At 67.2% G+C, this 19,813-nt stretch carries 18 protein-coding genes and 1 pseudogene; 11 read left to right on the top strand and 8 right to left on the bottom strand.

The features are described 5' to 3' along the window. Positions 1 to 88 precede the first annotated feature (88 nt). The gene (locus BO221_RS21580) at positions 89 to 532 is read left to right on the top strand and encodes a MarR family winged helix-turn-helix transcriptional regulator (protein ID WP_073562383.1); all 444 of its coding nucleotides are present in this window, start codon (positions 89 to 91) and stop codon (positions 530 to 532) included. Between the two features lie 23 nt (positions 533 to 555). On the opposite strand, the gene BO221_RS21575 is transcribed toward BO221_RS21580, so the two are convergent. Further along, a complete protein-coding gene (locus BO221_RS21575; protein ID WP_143195603.1) occupies positions 556 to 1,872 on the bottom strand; it encodes a hypothetical protein in 1,317 nt (438 codons plus the stop codon). 214 nt (positions 1,873 to 2,086) lie between these two features. Here BO221_RS21575 and BO221_RS21570 point away from each other — a divergent pair, with 214 nt between their 5' ends. Continuing rightward, positions 2,087 to 3,601 carry a hypothetical protein gene (locus BO221_RS21570; RefSeq protein WP_143195602.1) on the top strand — a complete coding sequence of 505 codons (1,515 nt, stop codon included), beginning with the start codon at positions 2,087 to 2,089 and terminating at the stop codon, positions 3,599 to 3,601. 6 nt (positions 3,602 to 3,607) lie between these two features. On the opposite strand, the gene BO221_RS21565 is transcribed toward BO221_RS21570, so the two are convergent. From BO221_RS21565 to BO221_RS21540, 6 genes are all read right to left on the bottom strand, one after another. Next, on the bottom strand, positions 3,608 to 4,003 hold the full coding sequence (locus BO221_RS21565; RefSeq protein WP_073562380.1) for a DUF2721 domain-containing protein: 396 nt from the start codon (positions 4,001 to 4,003) through the stop codon (positions 3,608 to 3,610). Then, complete coding sequence (locus BO221_RS21560; RefSeq protein WP_073562379.1) at positions 4,003 to 4,725, bottom strand: YebC/PmpR family DNA-binding transcriptional regulator; 723 nt, start codon at positions 4,723 to 4,725, stop codon at positions 4,003 to 4,005. Before BO221_RS21560 ends, BO221_RS21565 begins: the two co-directional genes overlap by 1 nt. Before the next feature lie 96 nt (positions 4,726 to 4,821). Next, positions 4,822 to 5,910 (bottom strand): metallophosphoesterase, encoded by a 1,089-nt coding sequence (locus BO221_RS21555; protein WP_073562378.1) that lies wholly within the window; start codon positions 5,908 to 5,910, stop codon positions 4,822 to 4,824. 168 nt (positions 5,911 to 6,078) lie between these two features. Next, positions 6,079 to 7,920, bottom strand: coding sequence for a translational GTPase TypA (gene typA, locus BO221_RS21550; protein ID WP_073562377.1), 1,842 nt, complete (start codon positions 7,918 to 7,920; stop codon positions 6,079 to 6,081). Between the two features lie 167 nt (positions 7,921 to 8,087). Then, positions 8,088 to 9,038 carry an alpha/beta fold hydrolase gene (locus BO221_RS21545; protein WP_083681256.1) on the bottom strand — a complete coding sequence of 317 codons (951 nt, stop codon included), beginning with the start codon at positions 9,036 to 9,038 and terminating at the stop codon, positions 8,088 to 8,090. Between the two features lie 11 nt (positions 9,039 to 9,049). Next, positions 9,050 to 10,633, bottom strand: a complete 1,584-nt coding sequence (locus tag BO221_RS21540) for a sigma 54-interacting transcriptional regulator (protein ID WP_073562810.1) — start codon at positions 10,631 to 10,633, stop codon at positions 9,050 to 9,052. Positions 10,634 to 10,743: 110 nt separating this feature from the next. Between BO221_RS21540 and BO221_RS21535 the strand changes: the two genes are divergently transcribed. From BO221_RS21535 to BO221_RS21505, 6 genes are all read left to right on the top strand, one after another. Beyond that, positions 10,744 to 11,733 carry a cation diffusion facilitator family transporter gene (locus BO221_RS21535; protein WP_073562376.1) on the top strand — a complete coding sequence of 330 codons (990 nt, stop codon included), beginning with the start codon at positions 10,744 to 10,746 and terminating at the stop codon, positions 11,731 to 11,733. A gap of 150 nt (positions 11,734 to 11,883) precedes the next feature. Further along, positions 11,884 to 12,936 (top strand): hypothetical protein, encoded by a 1,053-nt coding sequence (locus BO221_RS21530; protein WP_369865305.1) that lies wholly within the window; start codon positions 11,884 to 11,886, stop codon positions 12,934 to 12,936. After that, positions 12,936 to 13,493 (top strand): 16S rRNA (guanine(966)-N(2))-methyltransferase RsmD, encoded by a 558-nt coding sequence (gene rsmD / locus BO221_RS21525; protein ID WP_073562375.1) that lies wholly within the window; start codon positions 12,936 to 12,938, stop codon positions 13,491 to 13,493. The genes BO221_RS21530 and rsmD overlap by 1 nt, the downstream gene beginning before the upstream one ends. 33 nt (positions 13,494 to 13,526) lie before the next feature. After that, on the top strand, positions 13,527 to 14,009 hold the full coding sequence (gene coaD / locus BO221_RS21520; RefSeq protein WP_073562374.1) for a pantetheine-phosphate adenylyltransferase: 483 nt from the start codon (positions 13,527 to 13,529) through the stop codon (positions 14,007 to 14,009). Positions 14,010 to 14,141: 132 nt separating this feature from the next. After that, positions 14,142 to 15,332 (top strand): pyridoxal phosphate-dependent aminotransferase, encoded by a 1,191-nt coding sequence (locus BO221_RS21515; protein ID WP_073562373.1) that lies wholly within the window; start codon positions 14,142 to 14,144, stop codon positions 15,330 to 15,332. Positions 15,333 to 15,889: 557 nt separating this feature from the next. Beyond that, complete coding sequence (locus tag BO221_RS21505; protein WP_073562372.1) at positions 15,890 to 16,492, top strand: hypothetical protein; 603 nt, start codon at positions 15,890 to 15,892, stop codon at positions 16,490 to 16,492. Between the two features lie 363 nt (positions 16,493 to 16,855). Here the strand turns inward: BO221_RS21505 and BO221_RS21500 are convergent, their stop codons facing one another. Further along, positions 16,856 to 18,073 (bottom strand): IS701 family transposase, encoded by a 1,218-nt coding sequence (locus tag BO221_RS21500; RefSeq protein ID WP_233166195.1) that lies wholly within the window; start codon positions 18,071 to 18,073, stop codon positions 16,856 to 16,858. Between the two features lie 285 nt (positions 18,074 to 18,358). On the opposite strand from BO221_RS21500, the gene BO221_RS21495 reads away from it, so the two are divergent. From BO221_RS21495 to BO221_RS21490, 3 genes and pseudogenes are all read left to right on the top strand, one after another. Further along, positions 18,359 to 18,685 (top strand): hypothetical protein, encoded by a 327-nt coding sequence (locus BO221_RS21495; protein ID WP_073562371.1) that lies wholly within the window; start codon positions 18,359 to 18,361, stop codon positions 18,683 to 18,685. A gap of 1 nt (position 18,686) precedes the next feature. Continuing rightward, positions 18,687 to 18,980: a hypothetical protein gene (locus tag BO221_RS53885; RefSeq protein ID WP_143195601.1), complete on the top strand. Its 294-nt coding sequence runs from the start codon at positions 18,687 to 18,689 to the stop codon at positions 18,978 to 18,980. Positions 18,981 to 19,304: 324 nt separating this feature from the next. Next, positions 19,305 to 19,813: pseudogene (locus BO221_RS21490) on the top strand (helix-turn-helix domain-containing protein); the annotation flags it as partial.

The raw sequence follows: 19,813 nt of genomic DNA, 5'->3' as shown, positions 1-19,813 counted from the left end.
CGTGCTGTCCGGCTGCCCCTATAACGGCCGGTTCGTTCGATGTCATTGACAAATGTTGTATACAACAATCATTGTATTCTTAGGTTAAATGACCCTCGCGGAGCAAATAGGCGCCCTTCGGCGCACCCTGTACCGGCTGCTTACCCGGCGGCTGAGCGTGAGGTCGCGCCGTCCCCTCACGCAGCTACTGGCAGTGAAGTTCATCGCCGTGCGCGGTGTGCGGACCCAGGCCGAGCTGGCCGAGCGGTTGCTGGTGGATGCGCCCGCGGTGAGCCGGCTGGTGGATCGCCTGGAAGAGGACGGGCTGGTGAAGCGCTGTGCCGGGGAGGATCGCCGGTGCGTGAAGCTCCAGGCGACCGACGCGGGCCGGGTGGCGATGGAGGCGTTGGAAGAGGCGACGCTGTCGATTGATGAGGAAGCGGCCCGGTGTCTGACGGAAGTGGAGCTGGTGGAGCTGAAGCGCCTGCTGGACAAGCTGCAGGACGGGCTGTCCCAGGTCGCCGCCCAGCCCGAGGGCGAGCCCCAGAGCTGACACCCGCCAGAGGGTGATGGGACTCAGTCCGGCCGCAGCGTCGTGCTCGCGCCCTCCAGGCGCAGGGGCGCGAAGGCCGCCGTGGGCGCGAAGGCCTTCACCAGCAGCACCCTGTCGTTCGTCCTGTAGAGGGAGACCTCGAACAGGAACGGCTTGCCGTTGCGCACCGCGCTGCCGGTGAGGGTGGCGATGCTCGGGTCCTGGAGGGGCGTGCCGTTGTCGGAGGTCTCCGCCAGCTCGAAGTCGGGGTACTGCACCTTCAGGTCGCGCAGCGCCACGTCCCGCGCCTCGCGCAGGTTCTCCGCCTCCGCGTCATTCCAGTCGCGCACGGACACCACCAGGCTGCCGGCGTACTCCGGGTGGGTCATCCACACGTCGATGCTGGCGTCCGCGCTCCGGGACACCTCGCTCTTGCGGCGGTACCACCCATCCGACGGGAGGCGCAGCTTGTAGGGGTGGCGCTCGCCGACGATGGATTCGCCCTCGCCGAGCTGGCGGCCCTCGAGGTCCGGCCGCAGGGCGATGCGGGCCCGGTCGCTCAGGGGCTGCACGGCGGCCAGCTTCTGGAAGCCGATGAGCTCCACGCCCAGGGAGAGCAGCACGGCGGTGAGGCCGACACCGGCCAGGAAGGCCGAGGGCTTGCCCCAGATGAGCACCAGCGTGCCGCAGGAGAAGGCGAACACGACGAGGGTGAAGAGGTACTGCGCCTGGTAGAGGCTCATGCCTCCGAACAGGAACATGCCGACCACGAGCCGGATGAAGCCGAGGGTGAGCAGCTGGGTCTTTCCGCGCAGGAAGCTGAAGCCGAGCAGCACGTCGAGCCCCACGCCGACGAGCGTGCCCGCGAGCTGGGCCGCCCGGAGCGAGGGATCCGTGGACACCGAGGGCAGGAACAGGAACTCGAAGAGGTGGAGGACCGCGTTCACCAGCAGGATGACGCCGCCCACGGGGAGCGCGGCGTTCACGTTGGATGCGGCTTCCGCCGGGGGAGCCGGCATCGGCTCGGAGGTGGGGGCTCTCTCCCGGGTGGGGATGGAGTCCAGGGACGGGATGTACTCCACGGTGGGGACGTGTTCCGCCGCACGGGCGGGCACGGGGGCCACGGGGACGCTGGCGGGAGCGGCCCGGGCAACGGGAACGCTGGCCACGGGTGTGACGGTGCGGTCCGCGACGCCCGGCATGGCCACGGAAGGCCGGGGGAGGGCGGCGACGCTCGGGATGGCCGTGGTGGAGGGGCGCGAGCCCGTCGAGCCCCGGCCACAACGGGGACAGAGGCTCTGGGCCCTCGGCCGGTGCTTGAGTCCGCAGTGGGGGCAGTTGATCCAGTTACTGTCGTCCACGGTATCCCCTTCCGACGCTTGTCTTCTAACAGAGTGGGACTACCGGGTGATAGGTGGTCCCCCGACGACCTGTGCGCGGATGTCCGCCACGGGAGACGTTCGTCCCGGCCGGGGACGGGCGGACGAGCGCCGCCGGCATGGTTTCCGAGGGAAGCGGGGCTGGAGCCGCCCTTGCAGTGGGGCGTCCGCACCCATCGCTCTCGGAGGCGGAAACATGAGTACGGTATCGCGGCGCGAGTCCCACAACCTGGCATCCACGGACCCGCGGGTCCCGGACGCGGAGTCTCACGGCATTGCATCCCGGGTGTCGGCGAGCGGGCCAGCACGGACGGGCAGGAGCACCGGGAAGCAGGAGACCCCGGCCGGTGCGGTCCCGGGCAATCAGGTGGAGACGTACCGGGGTCCCGTGGAGAGGCCACGCGCTCAGGGGCCGGGTGGTGCTTCCACGGGGACGGAGGGTGGGGGAGGGCTGACGGCGGGCCAGCTCGCGCTGGGCGGAAGGGCGGCAGACGCGGCCCGGGCGGATGCTGCCTATGCGGACATCCAGGCCACCCTGCACACGGATTGGAAGGACTGGGCCGTCACGGACGCGGACGTGCGCCGGGTGCACGAGCAGTTGGAGAAGCTGCCGCCAGCCGACTACCGCCGGATGATGGAGCGGATGGAGCAGGGCGGGCTGCTCGGGAAGTACCTGAAGCAGATGAGCCCCGAGGCGGGCGAGGCGTTCCTGTCCCAGGCCGTGAGCAAGGGCTACGTGACCCGCGAGCCCGGGAAGAAGGCCGAGCCGGCGCCGTGCAATCCGCCCGATGGACCGGCCCTCGACAAGAACGACGCGAACCTGCCCGACAGTGTCCGGCAGCTCGTTCATGAGAAGAACAGCGAGGCCAGAAAGGCCTATTACGACGCGCACCAGGCCTATGTGCGGCGGTACTCCGAGCAGGTCATGCAGGCGAAGGAACTGCCGGCCATCCGCGACCTGGGATATCCGGTGGCTCCGTTCACGCTGAGCGAGCCCGGGGTGATCTCCTCGCACCCGGATTACTCATCCTTCCGTTCGAGCTGGGCCCGGGTGCCGGACACCCGCGGTCAGGCCTACACAGCTGTGTCGCACCGTTCCCGGGATCTGGCCGATGCGCAGCGGGCTGGAACGCTCAAGCTCAAGCAGGAGACGGAGCTCAGCGTGGAGAGCGAGGGCATGACGCTGAAAGTGTCCCGGGAGACGAGTGTCACCCAGTACGGGAAGATGGACAGCTCCTCGAAGGCCGGAGCGGAGGCGTCTCTGGGGCACCAGAAGATGGCCGCTGAGATCGAGTCCTCGGGCGCGGCCAAGACGTCGAAGGGGATCGACTTCGGGGTGGGCAAAGCGAGCATCGATTCAGAGGGCACTGTCCGCATGGAGCTGCCCATCCCCGGTACCGATTACGGCGCCTACTCCGAGTTCAATCACGAGAAGGGGACGTTCGGAGGCGGCGTGAGCGTCGAGAAGGAGGTCTCGAAGGACTCCAAGGTCAAGAGGGAGTACGGCGTCACCATGCAGGGCTCGCGGCTCGAGCGCGCACAGGACGTCGCCTCGATGACGCCCGGTACGATCTTCGGACCGCTGCCCGAGCTGGAGCAGGGTCTCGCCTGGAAGGACATCCCCGTCGAGCGTCGCGCGCGCATGGAGCGGGATGGATGGAGCGCCGGGAGCTGGGCCTCGGAACTCCAGAAGAGGTCCGTTCGCCGCTGAGCGGCCCTACTTCCTGGGCTCCAGATCTCCCAGCTGGATCTGGAGCGCCCGGATGGAGATCTGAATCTCCCAGATGGACAGCGCCAGGGAGCCGAGCATCAGCAGCAGGCTCCCGGTGAAGACGTACTCCGCGGGCCGAAGCAGTCCCGCGAAGAGCAGCATCATGCACACCACGCAGAGGAACAGGCTGGAGACCCCCAGGACCTGCATGTCGCGGATGAGCCGGACCCGGATCTTCAGGTTCTCGATCTGCGGCAGGAGCAGGGGATCCGGGTTGGCCTGGTACTGCGCGTACATGTTCCGGATCAGCGCGGCGAGGGCGAGGAACCGGTTGGTGTAGGCCAGCAACAGCAACGACACCGTGGGAAAGAGCAGCCCGGGCGTGGTGAGCGTCAGTTCCATCACGCCAGGTTGTGGAACACGCGCTGGACGTCCTCGTCCTGCTCGAGTGCGTCCATCAGCTCCAGCACTTCCTTCGCCTTGTCCTCGGGCAGCTCGATCGGGGTCTGGGCGATGTACTCGGACTCCGAGGAGATGGGATGGATGCCCTTCGCTTCGATGGCGGCCTGGAGCTGTCCGAAGTCGTTGAAGGCACAGCGGATGATGATCTGCTTCTCACCCTTCTCGCCGGTGCCTTCGCCCATCTCCTGCAACCCGTGGTCGATCAGCTCCAGCTCGAGCGCCTCCAGATCCAGCCCCTCGGGGGCGAGCCGGAAGACGCCCATGCGCTGGAACATGTAGGCAACGCTGCCGCTGTTACCCATGTTGCCGCCCCAATCCTTGAAGTGCATGCGGACGTTGGCGACGGTGCGCACCACGTTGTCGGTCGCGGTCTCCACCAGGACGGCGATGCCGTGCGGCGCGAAGCCCTCGTAGAGGACGACCTCGTAGTCCTTCGCGTCCTGGCCGCTGGCGCGCTTGATGGCGGCCTCGACCTTGTCCTTGGGCATGTTCGCGGCGCGGGCGTTCTGAAACGCCCGGCGGAGGGCCGGGTTGTTGTCCGGGCTCGGGCCTCCAGCCTTCACCGCGATGGCGATGTCCTTGCTGATCCGCGTGAAGATCTTCGCCATCTTGTTCCAGCGGGCGAACATCGTGGTCTTGCGGGTTTCGAAAATGCGTCCCATGGGCCGGAGAATGGCCGAGCCCCCAGGCCTTCTTCAAGGCTATCGGTGCTCCCTGTCACTCCGTGGGCAGGTGCCCATCCGGCCTGGGCGCGCGCTTCACGCCCGGCGAAGGGTGATGACCGCCAGCTCTGGCGGAGCCCCCAGCCGCGCCGGTGGCCCCGTGGTGCCCACGCCCCGGTTCACGTACAGCCACGAGCGGCCCCGCCGGTACAGCCCCGCCGTCCAGACGGTCATGAACCGCGCCAGCGAGAGCCGGGGTACCCCAGGGACGCCAAGCTGGCCCCCATGGGTGTGGCCCGAGAGCGTCAGTTCGACCGAGCGGGCCTGGGCCTCCGGGAACAGGTCGGGGTCGTGCGCGAGCAACACTGCCGGGGCCCCCTCCGGTCTCGCCCGGAGGGCCCGTGGCAGGTCGTCGCGTGAGGTCCAGGTGTCGTCCACGCCCGCGACGTAGAGGGAGGCCCCGTTCCGCTGGATGACCGTCCCCTCGTTGCGAAGCACGGTGAGGCCGTGGCGCTCCAGTTGCCGCACCAGGTCCTCGCCGTCGGTGAAGTAGTCGTGGTTGCCCATGCACGCGAAGGCGCCGTCCTTCGCTCGCAGGCCGCCGAGCGCCCTCGCCACGGCCTCGACGTGTGACGAACCGTGGGTGATGAGGTCCCCGGTGACGGTTACCAGGTCCAGCTCGAGCGCGTTGAGCCGGGCGACCCAGGTGGCCACCCGCTTCTCGGGCACGTGCGGGCCACAGTGGACGTCGGAGATCTGCCCGATGCGGTAGCCGTCCAGCGCTGGAGGCAGCCCCTCCACTCGCACCACCCTCCGCCGCAGCCTCGGACGCCCGAGGACCGAATCAGCCCCCAGTCCCAGCGAGAGGGCTCCCGCCAGACCCCAGGCCGGTCCGAAGGGAACTCCCGCCCCGATGGCCAGCGCGGTGGGCACCATCAGCAGGCCAAACACCAGGCAGGCCGACCACCAGCCCAACGCCAGGTAGGTGGAGAGGTTTCGCTCCGTGGTCTGCCAGGGGCTCTGGAGCTGCCGCAGGTACGGCCAGGAGAGCAGCGCCGCCACGAGCATCGGCAACGGCGTCCGCGTGAGCCAGCAGAGCCATAACACCGCCGGGAGCTGAACCAGGGTGGTGAGGGCGACCGCGATCAGGTGGAAGCGGTTTTGGAGTCGGGCTCGGCTGGACATCGGACTGGATGTGTAACCGGCCCGCGGAGGCTCCGCTTCGGCTTCAAATGGCAAAGGGCCACGGTGGGGGCCTCGTAGACCCTCACCCCAGCCCTCTCCCAGAGGGAGAGGGTGATCGGAACCCGATTGGGCTCGATACCCTCACCCCGTCCCAGTGATTCCTGGGCTCTACGCCTCGCCGCGCTCCTCGCGCTTGCGATCACGCTCGGCACGGTAACGCTCGCCCGAGCTCAGCGCCTTCTTGCGCATGCGCACCGACTTCGGCGTCACCTCCACCAGCTCGTCGTCGGCGATCCACTCGAGCGCCTTCTCCAGCCCCATCTCGCGCGGCGGGGTGAGAATCACGTTCTCGTCGCGGCCAGCCGCGCGGATGTTCGTCAGCTTCTTCTCGCGGCACGCGTTCACGTTCAGCTCCGACGGGTGCACGTGCTCGCCGATGATCATCCCCTCGTAGATCGTCACGCCAGCACCCACGAACAGGTGGCCACGCTCCTGGATGCTGAAGAGCGCGTAGGGCACCGTCTCGCCCAGGCGGTCCGACACGATCGCGCCGTTCGCCCGCTTCGGGATGTAGCCGAACCACGGCTCGTACCCATCGAACTGGCTGCTCATGATGCCCTCACCACGGGTAATCGTGAGGAACTCGGACCGGAAGCCGATGAGGCCACGCGCCGGGATGCGGAACACCAGGCGCGTACGCCCGCCACCCAGCTGCGTCATGTCCGACATGCGGCCCTTGCGAGGCCCCAGGCGCTCCGTCACCGCGCCCACGCTGCCCTCGGGCACGTCGCAGAACATCAGCTCCATCGGCTCGTTCAGCACGCCGTCGATCGTCTTCGTCACCGGCTCCGGGTTGGAGGCCGTCAGCTCGTAGCCCTCGCGGCGCATCGTCTCGATGATGACCGCCAGCTGGAGCTCGCCACGGCCCACCACGCGGAAGGCGTCCGGCGTCTCCGTGTCCTCCACGCGGATGGACACGTTACGGTAGGCCTCACGGTACAGGCGCTCGCGCAGGTTGCGGCTGGTGACATACTTGCCCTCCTTGCCCGCCAGCGGCCCGTCGTTGACCTTGAAGATCATCATCATCGTGGGCTCGTCCACGGTGATGCGCGGCAGGGCCACCGGCTTCTCCGCATCGGCGATGGTGTCGCCGATGGAGATGGACTCGATGCCCGCGATGGAGACGATCTCTCCGGGGCCCGCGTCCGCGATCTCCGTGCGCTTGAGACCCTGGAAGCCGTAGAGCTTCACGATCTTGCCCTGCTCGATCTTGCCACCGTCCCGCATGACGGCCACGGGCATGTTGGGCGCGAGCCGGCCGGACTGGACGCGGCCCACCGCGAGGCGGCCCACGTAGTCGTCATAGTCCAGGTTGGCCACCAGCAGCTGCAGCGGATCCTGCGTCGGGGCCGGCGGGGGCGAGATGTGCGACAGGATGGCCTGGAACAGCGGCTCCAGGGTCTTGCCCGGCTGCTCCAGCGAGGTCGAACTCTGGCCCTGGCGGGCGACCGTGTACAACACCGGGAACTCGAGCTGGGTGTCGTCCGCGCCCAGGTCGATGTAGAGCGAGTAGACCTGATCCAGGATCTCCTTGGGACGGGCGTCCTGGCGGTCGATCTTGTTGATGACGAGCACCGTCTTCAGGCCCATGCCCAGCGCCTTGCTGAGCACGAAGCGCGTCTGGGGCAGGGGGCCTTCGGCCGCGTCCACCAGGAGGATCACGCCATCCACCAGGCGCAGGCCGCGCTCCACCTCACCGCCGAAGTCCGCGTGGCCCGGGGTGTCGATGATGTTGATCTGCTTGCCCTGGTAGGTGACGGCCGTGTTCTTCGCGAGAATGGTGATGCCCTTCTCGCGCTCGAGGTCGTTCGAGTCCATGACCCGCTCGGTCACGGCTTCATTGCTGCGGAAGATGCCCGCCTGGCGGAGCATGTGGTCGACGAGGGTGGTCTTGCCATGGTCGACGTGGGCGACGATGGCGACGTTACGGATGTTCTCTCGGGCAATCATGTCGAGGTGAGCCGGAGCTGCGTCCTCCGGCTGAGAAGATCGTGGATGGGCAAAGCGCCCAGGCCCCGCGCGGGGGACCCTGTGTGAACTTCACAGGAACGCGGAGGGCGGGCGCTTATATGCCGGGGGTGTCCACTGTGCAACGTGGCTGCAAGAAAGAAGGGCGGTCAGGTAGGCGACGCGGCCACATCCAGCAGCAAATCCCGCCCGCTCTCCCGGTGTGCGGGGAGGGGAGCGGGCGGCGAGGCGGGCAGATGCTCTCGCAGGAAGCGCTCCACCCGGAGCTCCACCAGATCGCGGTGCTCCAGGGGGGCGGCATGGGTGCCCTGGGGCACCATCATGAACTCGGCGTCCGGGATGTGGGCGGCCATGCGCCTCGACAGCCACGCCGGGGTGAATTTGTCGTGCTCGCCCGCGACGATGAGGGTGGGCACGTCCACGTGGGGCAGGTGATCCCACGCGCTGTGGTGGGCGGCGGACTCCAGGGTCCTCACGAAGACCACCGGATCCATGTTGGCCAGGTGGGTGAAGTAGGGGACCAGGTCGCTCTTGGCCAGCAGCGATCGGTTGAGCTCCACGGAGAGGGCCACCTGCATGGCCAGATCGGTGCTCAGCAGGGTGCGCGTCAGCCGGGCGGCGGGCTCGGGGAAGCGCTCCACGGTGAAGCGGATGAAGGGGAAGAGCCGCTTGAGCCAGTCGCCGTCGTGGAAGGTGTCCAGCAGGCTGCCATAGCTGCCGCAGAGGAGGACGAGCCCCTTCACCCGGTGGGCGTAGCGGCGGTGGAACTCAAGCGCCACCTGCACTCCCATGGAGTGGGCGAAGAGCACGGCCTGGTCGATGCCCGCCGCGTCCATGACCCGGTTGAGGTCATCGCAGGTGTAGAGCATTCCAATCCGCTGACGGTCGCGGGGCAGTCCCGAGCGCCCATGGCCCCGGTAGTGCCAGCGCAGCACCCGGTAGCGCTGCTCCAGGTAGGGCGCGAGGTACTTCCAGACGAAGCCGTCGCAGCCCAGGCCGTCGCACATCACCATCCCCGGCTCGCCCTCACCCTGCACCTGGTAGTACAGCGATGCCCCATCGGGCACCGTGAGGAAGTCCTGCCGGAAATAGTGGCTCATGGGTTATCGGATCACGCGTCTGCCCCGGCGTCGGGTGGGAGACCCTTGTCGAGGCCGTACTTGGCGATCTTCAAGATAAGGTTGGAGCGGCTGATGCCAAGCTCCCTCGCCAGCCGGCTCTTGTTGTTGCCAGTGCGCAACAGTCCCTGGTGGATCATGTCGCGTTCCAACGTCTCCACGGCCTCGTGCAGCTTGCCGGCGGCGCGGGCGGTGAGCATGGAGAGGCTCCCGGGCGTCACCGCATCCCGGATGCGGCTGGAGATGAGCTCGGCGGGCAGCAGATCCAGGTCTCCACCGAGCACCAGCAGGCGCTCCATCTCGTTCTCCAGCTCGCGCACGTTGCCGGGCCAGGCGTAGGAGGCGAGCAGGGCCATGGCCTCGGGAGACAGGCCCCGGGCGCGCTGGCCCTCGCGGTGGTGCTTGCGCAGGAAGTGGTCCACCAACAGGGGCAGATCGTCCCGGCGCTCGCGCAGCGGGGGCAGGTGCACCCGGATGACGTTGATGCGGTAGTAGAGGTCCTCGCGGAACTCGCCCCGCTTCACCATCTCCCCCAGATCCTTGTGCGTGGCGGCGATGACGCGCACGTCCACCTCGCGCGGCTCGGTGCCACCCACGGGCAGGAAGGTGCCCTCCTGGAGCACGCGCAGCAGCTTCACCTGCAGGGCGGGGGACATGTCGCCCACCTCGTCCAGGAAGAAGGTGCCCGTGTCGGCCACCTCGAAGAGGCCCTTCTTGTCGCGCATGGCGCCGGTGAAGGAGCCGCGCATGTGGCCAAAGAGCGCGCTCTCCAGCAGGTTGTCGTTGAAGGCCGAGCAGTTCTGCACCACGAAGGGGCCGTGCCGCCGCGGGCCGTTGGAGTGGATGGCGCGCGCCACCAGCTCCTTGCCCGTGCCCGACTCCCCATTGATGAGGATGGTGGCCTCCGAGTTGGAAACCTTCTGCAGCAGCTTGAAGATCTCCTGCATGGGCCCGGAGCGGCCGATGATGTCCTCGAAGCGGTAGTGCTCGCCGCTGCCCGGGGTGACTCCCGGCGGACCACTCTCCTCGCGGCGGGCCTTGTCGGCCTCGAAGGCGGCGATCTCGCTGGAGCCGTACTCGAGCAGATCCGCCAGCCGCTCCATGCCCTCGTCGCCGAGCACCGGCAGGCGCTCCACCACGCGCTCCACATCCGAGCTCACCGCGCCCAGCTCGCGCAGGCGCGTCTTGAGCACGTCCACTTCCCGGCTCGAGGGCCGTTCGCGCAGGAAGCCCTCCACGAAGAGGCAGCCCTCGTACTCGTCCTGCACGTAGATGGGCGCGCCCACGAGGCTGAATTGCAGGTGGCACGGCTGCACGGTGGCGCGGCGCAGGCGCCGGTTGGTCCGGAACTGCTCGTGCAGCTGGCGCACGGACTGGTTGCAACGCCGCAGTCCTTCCCGCGAGCTGAGCGACAAGCGGCAGCACCCGTTGGGCGTCGGGGGAATATCTCCTCCCTTCTGCCAATCCATCACCAGCCCGTTGCGGTCCGCGAAGTGGAGCTCCGCTCTCCACCACTTGCGAATGATTTCCCGCAGCATGATGATGGTGTGCAGGTTCTGGTGCCTCTCGAAGTCCATCTGCCGTGCCTTGGGGAGGTTCAACAGGGAAAAACCTTGAACCCGCGATGTTTTGGGACTCTAGCCGTTTGGTGCTTCTCCGTGGATCTGCGTTCGCACATCATCCGCTCGTGACTACCTCTACCCACATCCATGGCGCATCGGGACATGACCATGATCACGCCCACGGCGAGGCGTGTGAGGGGCACGGTCACGGTCAACCCGCGAAGCGGCTGCATCCTTCCATGAAGGAGGAGCGGCGGAAGGACCGGTCGCGGCTCCTGTTCGCCCTGGTGCTGACGGGGACGATCGCAGTGGCGGAGGCGGTGGGAGGTTACCTCACCAACTCGCTGGCGTTGATGTCCGACGCGGGCCACATGCTCACGGATGTGAGCGCGCTGGCGCTGAGCCTGTTGGCGCTGTGGTTCTCGGGCAAGCCGGCGGATCTGAAGAAGACGTACGGCTACTACCGCATGGAGATCCTCAGCGCGCTGCTCAACGGCGTGCTGCTGCTGGGCATCACCGTCATCATCCTGCTGGAGGCCTGGGAGCGGATGCGCGCCCCGGCCGAGGTGAAGCTGGGCCCCATGGCGATCGTGGCCACGGTGGGCCTGGTGGCGAACCTGGGAGCGCTCGGCTTCCTGCACCGTTCGCACTCGATGAACGTGCGCGGGGCGTTCCTGCACGTGCTGGGGGACGCGCTCTCCAGCGTGGGGGTGCTGATCGGCGCCGGGGTGATGTACCTGACGGGCTGGTACATGGTGGACCCGATCATCTCGGTGCTCATCTCCGTGGTGATCGTCGTGGGCGCCGTGCGGCTGGTGCGCGACGCGGTGGACGTGCTGCTGGAGGCGGTGCCGGCGCACGTGGACCTGTCGGTGGTGAAGGACCTGCTGCTGAAGGTGGAGGGCGTGCGCGACGTGCATGATCTGCACGTGTGGACCATCGCCAGCGGGATGCACGCGCTGTCGGCGCACCTGGTGGTGCAGGATCCGATGGTCTGCAACAACGACCACATCCTCACCGCGGCCAAGCACGAGCTCTTCGAGCGGTTCGGGATCGACCACACCACGATCCAGATCGAGAGCGAGACCTACGCCCACCAGGGCGAGGTGCACTGAGCCGCTTCCGCCGTCCGCCGCCGTGAGGCCGCCAACACGAGCGGGCCTCCGCGCGGCCCTGGCACTCCCGACGACCGTCTCCTGGGGCGCGTCAGGTGAGGGGCTGAACGAAATTCCCCATATCGCGCTTGCGGCCTCCCTCGGGAGCGGATGATTCTCGTCCTCCGGATGAACGTGCTCGACAAGGTGCTGACGCTGAGGCCGACGAGCGTGGTGGCGCGGCTGGGGACCCGCTCGCGGCTGCCCGCGCTCAACCCGCGCGATCTGCTCGCGGCGCTAGAGGGGGTACCGGCGGCGCTGCCGTGTGCGCCCGTGCCCGTGCGGCCGATGTTGCCGGGGTTGCTGGCGGCGGCGCGGAGCGAGGACGCGGTGCTGGGGCTGATGTGCCCGCACCCGTTGGCGGACCGGGGCGCGGCCGAGCGCTTCATGGCCTCGGTGCAGGAGGTGGCGGAGGCGGATGGCCACACGCGTCCCGTCTTCCTGCAGGCGGGGCCGGTGCGGGTGCCGAGGGCGGAGCCGGAGACATTGGGGCAACTCGAGGAGGGCCTCTTCCGCCTGGTGGACGCGGGCTTCTCGCTGGTGTCGCTGGACGTGACGCGGCTGGACGCGGGCGCGGCGGCGGATGCGGTGCGGCGGCTGGCCGGGCCGGTGGTGGAGCGGGAGCTGGCGCTGGAGGTGTCGCTGCCCGCGGGCGCCGAGGGCAGTGAGCTGGACGATGCCCGGGATCTATTGGAGGGCCTGCGGCGGCGGGGCCTGGCGGTGCTGTTCCTGCGTGTGTCCGCCGCCCTGTTGGGTGAGGAGGATCAGGACGTGCAGTTCCTGCGGAGCCTCGTGGAGCTGGCGGGGCAATACGGAGTCGGGGTGACGGTGGGGGAGGCGGGACGGCGTTCGGCGCGGGTGCTGCCGACGTACGTGGCGGCGGGGGTGAAGAAGGTGGAGTGCACGGCGCCCTTCGAGCGGCTGGCGCTGGCCTCGTTCCCGGAGCAGGTGCGCACGAGCCTGGAGCAGAAGGCGGAGAAGGCCGGACTGGGAGCGGGGGAGTTGCTCGGGGTGATGGGTGCACAGCTTCCGGCGCTGGAGGGCACGGAGGCGACGCGGCTGGAGGCGCTGACCTTCACCGAGGCCTGCGAGGTGCTGGCGGCGCTGGGCGCATCGCGGACGGGGTGGAAGTCGATGCTCTTCCTGGCGGAGCGGGGAGACTGATGCGGATTGTTGCGGGCAGTGCGAAGGGAAGGGCGCTGGCGGGCCCCAAGGCCACGTCGAAGCACATCCGCCCCACGGCGGACCGGGTGCGCGAGACGATCTTCAACGTGCTCGGCCAGTGGCTGGAGGAGCAGAAGGTGCTGGACCTCTATGCGGGGACGGGGGCGCTGGGCCTCGAGTCCGTCTCGCGAGGGGCCACCCGGGCCGTGCTGGTGGATTCGGACCGCGAGGCGCTGTCTCTCTGCCGGACCAACACGGAGACGCTGGGCTTTGGCGCCCGGGTGGAGATCCTCGCGCAGCCGGTGGAGCGGGCGCTCGAGGTGCTCGGCCGGAAGGGGGACAGGTTCGAGCTCATCTTCGCGGACCCTCCGTACGCGGCCCGGGTGGTGGAGACGGTGCTGGAGGGGATCGCCCGGAGCAAGGTGCTGGCCCCCGGGGGCACGGTGGTCGTCGAGCACGACAAGCGGGAGGCGGCCCCCGAGTCCCACGAGGGCTTCGAGCGGGTGGATCAGCGGCGTTTCGGTGACACATTGGTCAGTCTGTTCCGCATTCCTTGACCGGTTGTCACGGTGCGTCGAGACTGGGAGCGCATGCGCACTGCCATCTATCCGGGCTCGTTCGATCCGCTCACCAACGGTCACCTCAGCATCATCCAGCGCGCACTCCAGATGTTCGATCGGGTGATCGTCGCTGTGGCGGTGAACCCGAAGAAGGTCCCGCTCTTCAGCGAGGAAGAGCGCAAACAGCTCATCCTCGAGGCCTGCCAGGATCCGCGGGTCGAGGTGGATGCCTTCCACGGACTGCTGGTGGAGTACGCGAAGAAGCGCAACGTGAACGTGCTGCTGCGCGGACTGCGGGCAGTTTCGGACTTCGAGTACGAATTCCAGCTGGCGAACATGAACCGCAAGCTGGCGCCCGGCATCGAGACCGTCTTCATGATGACGGGCGAGGACTACTTCTACGTGTCGTCGCAGCTCGTGCGCGAGGTGGCCTCGTTCGGCGGCAACGTGGAGGGACTGGTTCCGCCCAACGTGCTGAAGGTGCTGCGCGCGAAGTACGCGAAGCAGGGCTGAGCGGCGCCAGAAGCGTGGAGCGATGACGCGGTGTGCCGAGAGTCACTGGTGCACCGTGGCAGGGCGTGGATCTGTTCACTGGTGACTCCGGGCTTCTTGTCCACCCGGGGTGCGCGCTGTTAGTCACCAGCCATGAATCTTGCGAACCGGCTCAAGGCCATCAAGCCGTCACCCACGCTCGCGCTCAACGCGAAGGCGAAGGCGCTGGCGGCGCAGGGCGTGGATGTGGTGGGGCTCGTGGCGGGCGAGCCCGACTTCGACACGCCGGAGCACATCAAGCAGGCGGCCATCGAGGCCCTGCGGCAGGGCTTCACGAAGTACACGCCCACGGCGGGCATCCCGGAGCTGCGCGAGGCCATCTGCGGCAAGCTGGAGCGGGACAACCGCCTCAAGTTCGCGCCGGATCAGGTGGTGGTGTCGGTGGGGGCCAAGCAGGCCATCTACAACGCCTTCCAGGCGCTGCTGAACGAGGGCGACGAGGTCATCATCCTGGCGCCGTACTGGGTGAGCTACCCGGAGATGGTGCAGTTGGCGGGTGGCAAGCCCGTCTTCGTGCAGACGCGCGAGGAGGACGGTTTCGCGCCGGATCCGGACGCCATCCGCCGGGCGCTCTCTCCGCGCACGAAGGCGATCATCCTCAACAGCCCGAGCAATCCGTCCGGAGCGGTGTTCTCGCGGGCCGCGCTGGAGGGAATCGCGGAGGCGGTGCGCGGGCACGAGTGCCTGGTGATCAGCGATGACATCTACGAGAAGCTGCTCTACCAGGGCGAGTTCCTGAACATCGGCAACGTGGCGCCGGATCTCGTGCCGCGGCTGGTGGTGATCAACGGGATGAGCAAGGCCTTCTCGATGACGGGCTGGCGCATGGGTTACGCGGCGGGGCCCAAGTGGCTCATCGCGGGCATGCAGATGGTGCAGGACCAGTCCACGTCGAACGCGGCGTCCTTCGTGCAGAAGGCGGCGCTGGCGGCGCTGAAGGGCCCACAGGACATCTTCGTGCCCATGGTGGAGGAGTACCGGGGGCGGCGGGACATGGTGGTGGATGCGCTCAACTCGGTGGAGGGCGTGCGTTGTCGGCGTCCCGAGGGCGCCTTCTACGTGCTGCCCAACGTGAGCAGCCTGCTGGGGCGCACGTACAAGGGCGAGCCGCTGACGGGCTCGATGCAGATCTCGGAGATCCTGCTCAACGACTTCCGGATGGGCGCGATGCCGGGAGCTCCGTTCGGCATGGAGGGCTACCTCCGGATGAGCTTCGCGACCTCGCGCGAGCAGCTGCGCAAGGGCCTGGAGCGCTTCCGCGAGTTCGTGGGCTCCACGCGCTGAGACGCTTGTGCCGCCCATATCGCCCGCATAGCTTCGGCCGGATGAGAAGCGGGAAGTTGCAGTTGGGGGTACTGGCCCTCCTGGGAGTGCTCGTATCGGGCTGTGCATCCGGACCGGCAGGTCCGGGGCCGGCTCATGATGCGAGCACCCGTGGGCCCGTGGAGATGGCTGGAGACAGCTTGTCCCCAGCCGTCGGAGAGCTCGACCAGTACGTGCTCGTCCTCCAGGAGTCCCCTAGCGGTCACCTCACACACAGCTGGCGCCCCGTTGTGGAATTCGACCTTTCGCAATTCAGGTTGCAGGAAGGGCTGCTGGCAGCCGTACCTCGATTGCGAAGAGCTGCAGAGGCGCCGCCCTCAAGAGTTCTCGGCCACGAATCAAGCGGTTGACTGGTTGAAGCGCAACCGCAACGGATTGTTGGTGGGAAGTATGGTCGTCGTTGCAGGAGTTGCCTTCATCGTGGCCTTCCCCCCTGGAGTGCTCATCGCGTTGATTCCGGCGGCTGCATTGGCGTCCTCGGAGTCTGATGGCGAGCTTCGATTCACGGCGGTGGCGCAGTGACGATCTTCGACCGCATCCTCGAAGCACAGGAGTTGCTCGGCAAGAGCCGGGAACATGCCCAGTCTCCCGAGGAGAAGGAGTTGTTTCTCCTCGCCATCGATGCGCTCTGGTTCGTCTGGCAGAATGGTCAGGCGTATGAGGTCGAACGTTACCGCAGTGATGTTGAATCCAAGACGCCCCCGTGGGTCATCGCGTCCTTCAACACCCGCGACGAAGCAGAAGTCTGGATCAGGGAAAGGCCCCTGTCGCCCGATCTGGCCCTCTTGTTGATCGCGGACGATTACCACGTCGTCCTTTCGTCTCGCGACGGAGAACGCCGTGGGCTTGTTCCAGATCTGGCGATCGCGATTCATATCGAAGAGATGACGCGAAACGGTCTCCCTCCTGTGGTGGCCACGTTCAACACGCGTGACGAGGCGGAGGCTTGGTGGGGTGCTCAGGCCGAGCATCTTGCTCAGGCCGTCATCCAGATTGGGAGCGAACGCTTTCTGGCGGCGTTCTACGCGAACATCCAGCACCGCGCCCTTTTCCCCTTCTCCGTTGTGGAGAGACTCCATGCAATTCGGAGGAGGAGGGAACAAAAGGAGGCGGGCGAGTAGAGGCGGCGAGCCCTTCAGTACCGAGCCGTTTTGATGGGTGTCAGGTCCCCGTGCGGAACCCGGACTGGAAGTTGATTAGCTTCTGGTCTGGAGCTCAGCTCGCTGCTGCGGATTCTTCAGAGGGGGTTGAGGGACACACCGCGATATTGCGAACCACGTATGTGTACCCGGGCGGTGAAGAAACCATGGGGACAGGTTTTAGCACTACTGCGTCAGGGCCCGGACGGATGAACGGAAGAGCCCAGGGGCCCGCGAGATGAGTTCGGGCACCTCCGATGGCATGTGGGGCAGCGGGGCAGCCAGGAGGCAATCACCCGGGCGATGGCGAGCCGTGCGGTGATGACGCTGTCGTGGAAGTGGCGCTCAGGCCTGGAGCGGCTGCGCGTAGGCTTCATCCGCCCCTCTGGCCGAGGGGGGGAAATGCCGCACGCGTTCAGCAATGATGAACGCGTAGCAGCAAAGGGCCACGGAGACGTGGTGGTGCCAACCGGGAAAGCGACGGCCCTCGTAGTGGTCGAGTCCGAGCTCTCCCTTCAAGTCCTCGTAGACGCGCTCGGTTCTCCAGCGCTGCATGACGAGGCGGATGAGTTGCTTCTTGGTGATGCGGTCCGGCACGGAGATGAGGAAGTAGTTGGCCGGCTCGGGCTCGCCCTCGCGCCACTCGATGAGAAGCCAGAGGGGCTCTTGTTGGCCCTTGGGCACTCCCGCGGCGAAAACGCGACGCAGGGCAAAGCGCGCCGAGAGTTCCTCGCGGGTGCCGCTACGCCAGATGCAGCGTCGAAAGCCCCCACGCTCGTGGATGCTCAAAGCCATCTCTTTGACGCTCACCGCCTGGCCGTGAGGGCGCCCCTCGTTGTCGAGGAGGCAAATGGTTGTCTGCGGCTCTACCCCCACCGCATAGTGCAACCCCAAGGAGCGCACCTGCGCGCGGAAGTCACTGGAGGTTCCGTACGCGGAGTCCGCCAGGACGACTCCCTTGGAAACGCCGTCCGCCACGGCCCTCTCAATCATTTGCACAGCCAGCTGGGGTTTGGTCTTGAAGCCAATCCCTGGAGGGATTCGGGCCTCTTGGCGGCGAGTCGAGTCATTGGCCCAGGACTCGGGCAGGTACAGTTCAAAGTCGATGGGGAGGTGCTCGGTACGGGTGGCGACGCTGAGGCTGACGCCAATCTGGCAGTTGGTGATTTTTCCCGCCGAGCCGGTGTATTGCCGCTGCACTCCCACCGAATGCTTGCCCTGTTTGAGGAAGCCGGTGTCGTCGACAATCCAGGCTTCCACGGGCTCGCGTCGCGTCATGGCGGAAAGGGCATAGCGGGCAGCCTCCCGGCGTACATCCCGGTCGCTCCAGCGCGAGTCGACGGCGAAATGCAGCAGTCGCTGGTGCATCGCATCCGTCTTCGTGGGGTCAGGGCAGGCACGAGCCGCAATGGGTTCGATGCTCTTGCGCTCCCCATCTCCGAGCAGCCCCATGGCGTAAACAGCAAAGGAACTCCGGCGGCTCTCCTCTCCCAGGATGTCGCCAATCCTTCGGAAGTACTCCTCGAGCCGTTGAACCCCGCCAGCGTCCATGAAGGTGTCCATCGCCTGACTCACTGAATCGTGCTCCACCTCCCAAGTAGTACGCACGAGTCGACCTTTGACACCAAGCGACCGGCCAGCCGCTTCCTGGCTGCTCCGGTAGGGCTCCTCACGCTACTAACGCAGTAGTGTTAGCCCTCCCTTTGCGCTGCCCATCGGCTTTGGCGGGCATGGTGTGCGAAGCCCTGCTTGGTGGGGTCGGCTGGTGTGGCGCCAATACGGTCAATCACCGCCGCTGGTTGTTCCACACGTCATGCAGGCTCGAGACCCATTTCGCCTCAGACGTTCATGATCGCCTCCGACCCCAGTCGGCTTATCGCTGCACATGCCCGCGACCAGAGCACCCTCAATCTGAAGACGGTCGACCTCTGCTTCGGGCTCTATCTCCGTGCCGATCGTGCCGCGCCGGCCTCGTTCGAGGAGGACATGCTCGTCGACGTGGTTGAACCCGGTGCTGAGAAACCCGAGCACGCGCGCGACGCACGCGATCCAATGCCGTGCGAGCAGCGAATGCTTGAACAGGTGGAGGGAGCGGGCATTGGTCGGATGGGTTCGAAGCAGCCGAGCGATGCCAGTCACTGCTCGACACCACGACGGACACTCTGCGCGAGCTGAGGTGCTCACCACGATTGCGGGGAACACCAAAGCGGAGGAAACCATTCAGCGACTCATCGAGCATGTGGATCGCATCGCCGCATGGGGGCCGCACGTCAACGCACCTGGTCCGACTGCTACCAGTACGCCCATCATTATCTGCGTGGTGCGCCTGGAGCTCGAGCGTGCGCTCAGCCTGCGGCTCCGGGACCAGAACTCAGGATGGACGGAACGTCCCTTCTTCGTGCGTGTGGCCCATCATGCGCCATCCGGCTCCTGCGTTCGCTGGAATCACGCGTCGAGCGTCCCGCTGTGATGCGCCCGCGCGTTGATCGGGAGACTCTACCGTCCGTGGTCACTTCAGGAGATACGCTTGGAAGGTGTTCGGGACCGGCATGCACCTGACCCTCTGGCCAGCAGCCGAAGGGTGGCGGTGACGAGCTGGGGCCACTCCTGGCTGGTTAGGCGCGTGCAACTGCCCTGCATCCCGGGCCGCTTCTTCAGCCTGCTGTAGAGCGACAGCAAAATTGACCCCCTGGCGACACTAAAACTGACCCCCTCCCGGGGCCTCCACACCAAGGAGGTAACCTCGATGGGAGAGACGGCAGTAGTTGTGGCACCCCGCGCGGCGGAGGTGCCGATGGTCGAGCAGGAAGTGGTGCGACGCATCCGCGTGCTGGCGGAGGCGGGCTGGGGCCACAAGCGGATAGCGCGCGAGGTGGGCGTGGCGCGCAACACGGTGAGGCGCTACCTGCGCGCGGGCAGCGCGGCCGACAAGCAGGTGCGGCCCAAGGCGCGGCGGCTCACCGGGGAAGAGCAGCAGCGCGCGGTGGAGCTGTGGAATGGAGCGGCGGAGGGCAACGCCGTCGTCGTCAAGGCGCTGCTGGCCCAGGAGGGCGTGGAGGCCAGCGTGCGCACCGTGCAACGAGCGGTGGAGGAGAGACGGCGGCAGGTGCACGCGGCACAGGTGGCCACGGTGCGCTTCGAGACGAAGCCGGGACAGCAGATGCAGGTGGACTTCGGTGAGAAGAAGGTGCTGCTGGGCGGGCAGTTGGTGAAGGTGTTCCTGCTGGTGGCGGTGCTGAGTTTCTCGCGACGGCTGTTCGTGCGCGCCTTCCTCAATCAGCGCGGAGACGACTGGCGCGAGGG

Source organism: Archangium sp. Cb G35 (assembly GCF_001896145.1).
GTDB classification, from domain to species: Bacteria; Myxococcota; Myxococcia; order Myxococcales; family Myxococcaceae; genus Archangium; species Archangium violaceum.
Note: the sequence above shows the minus strand (reverse complement) of the source record. Positions and strands in the feature narration are given on the sequence as shown.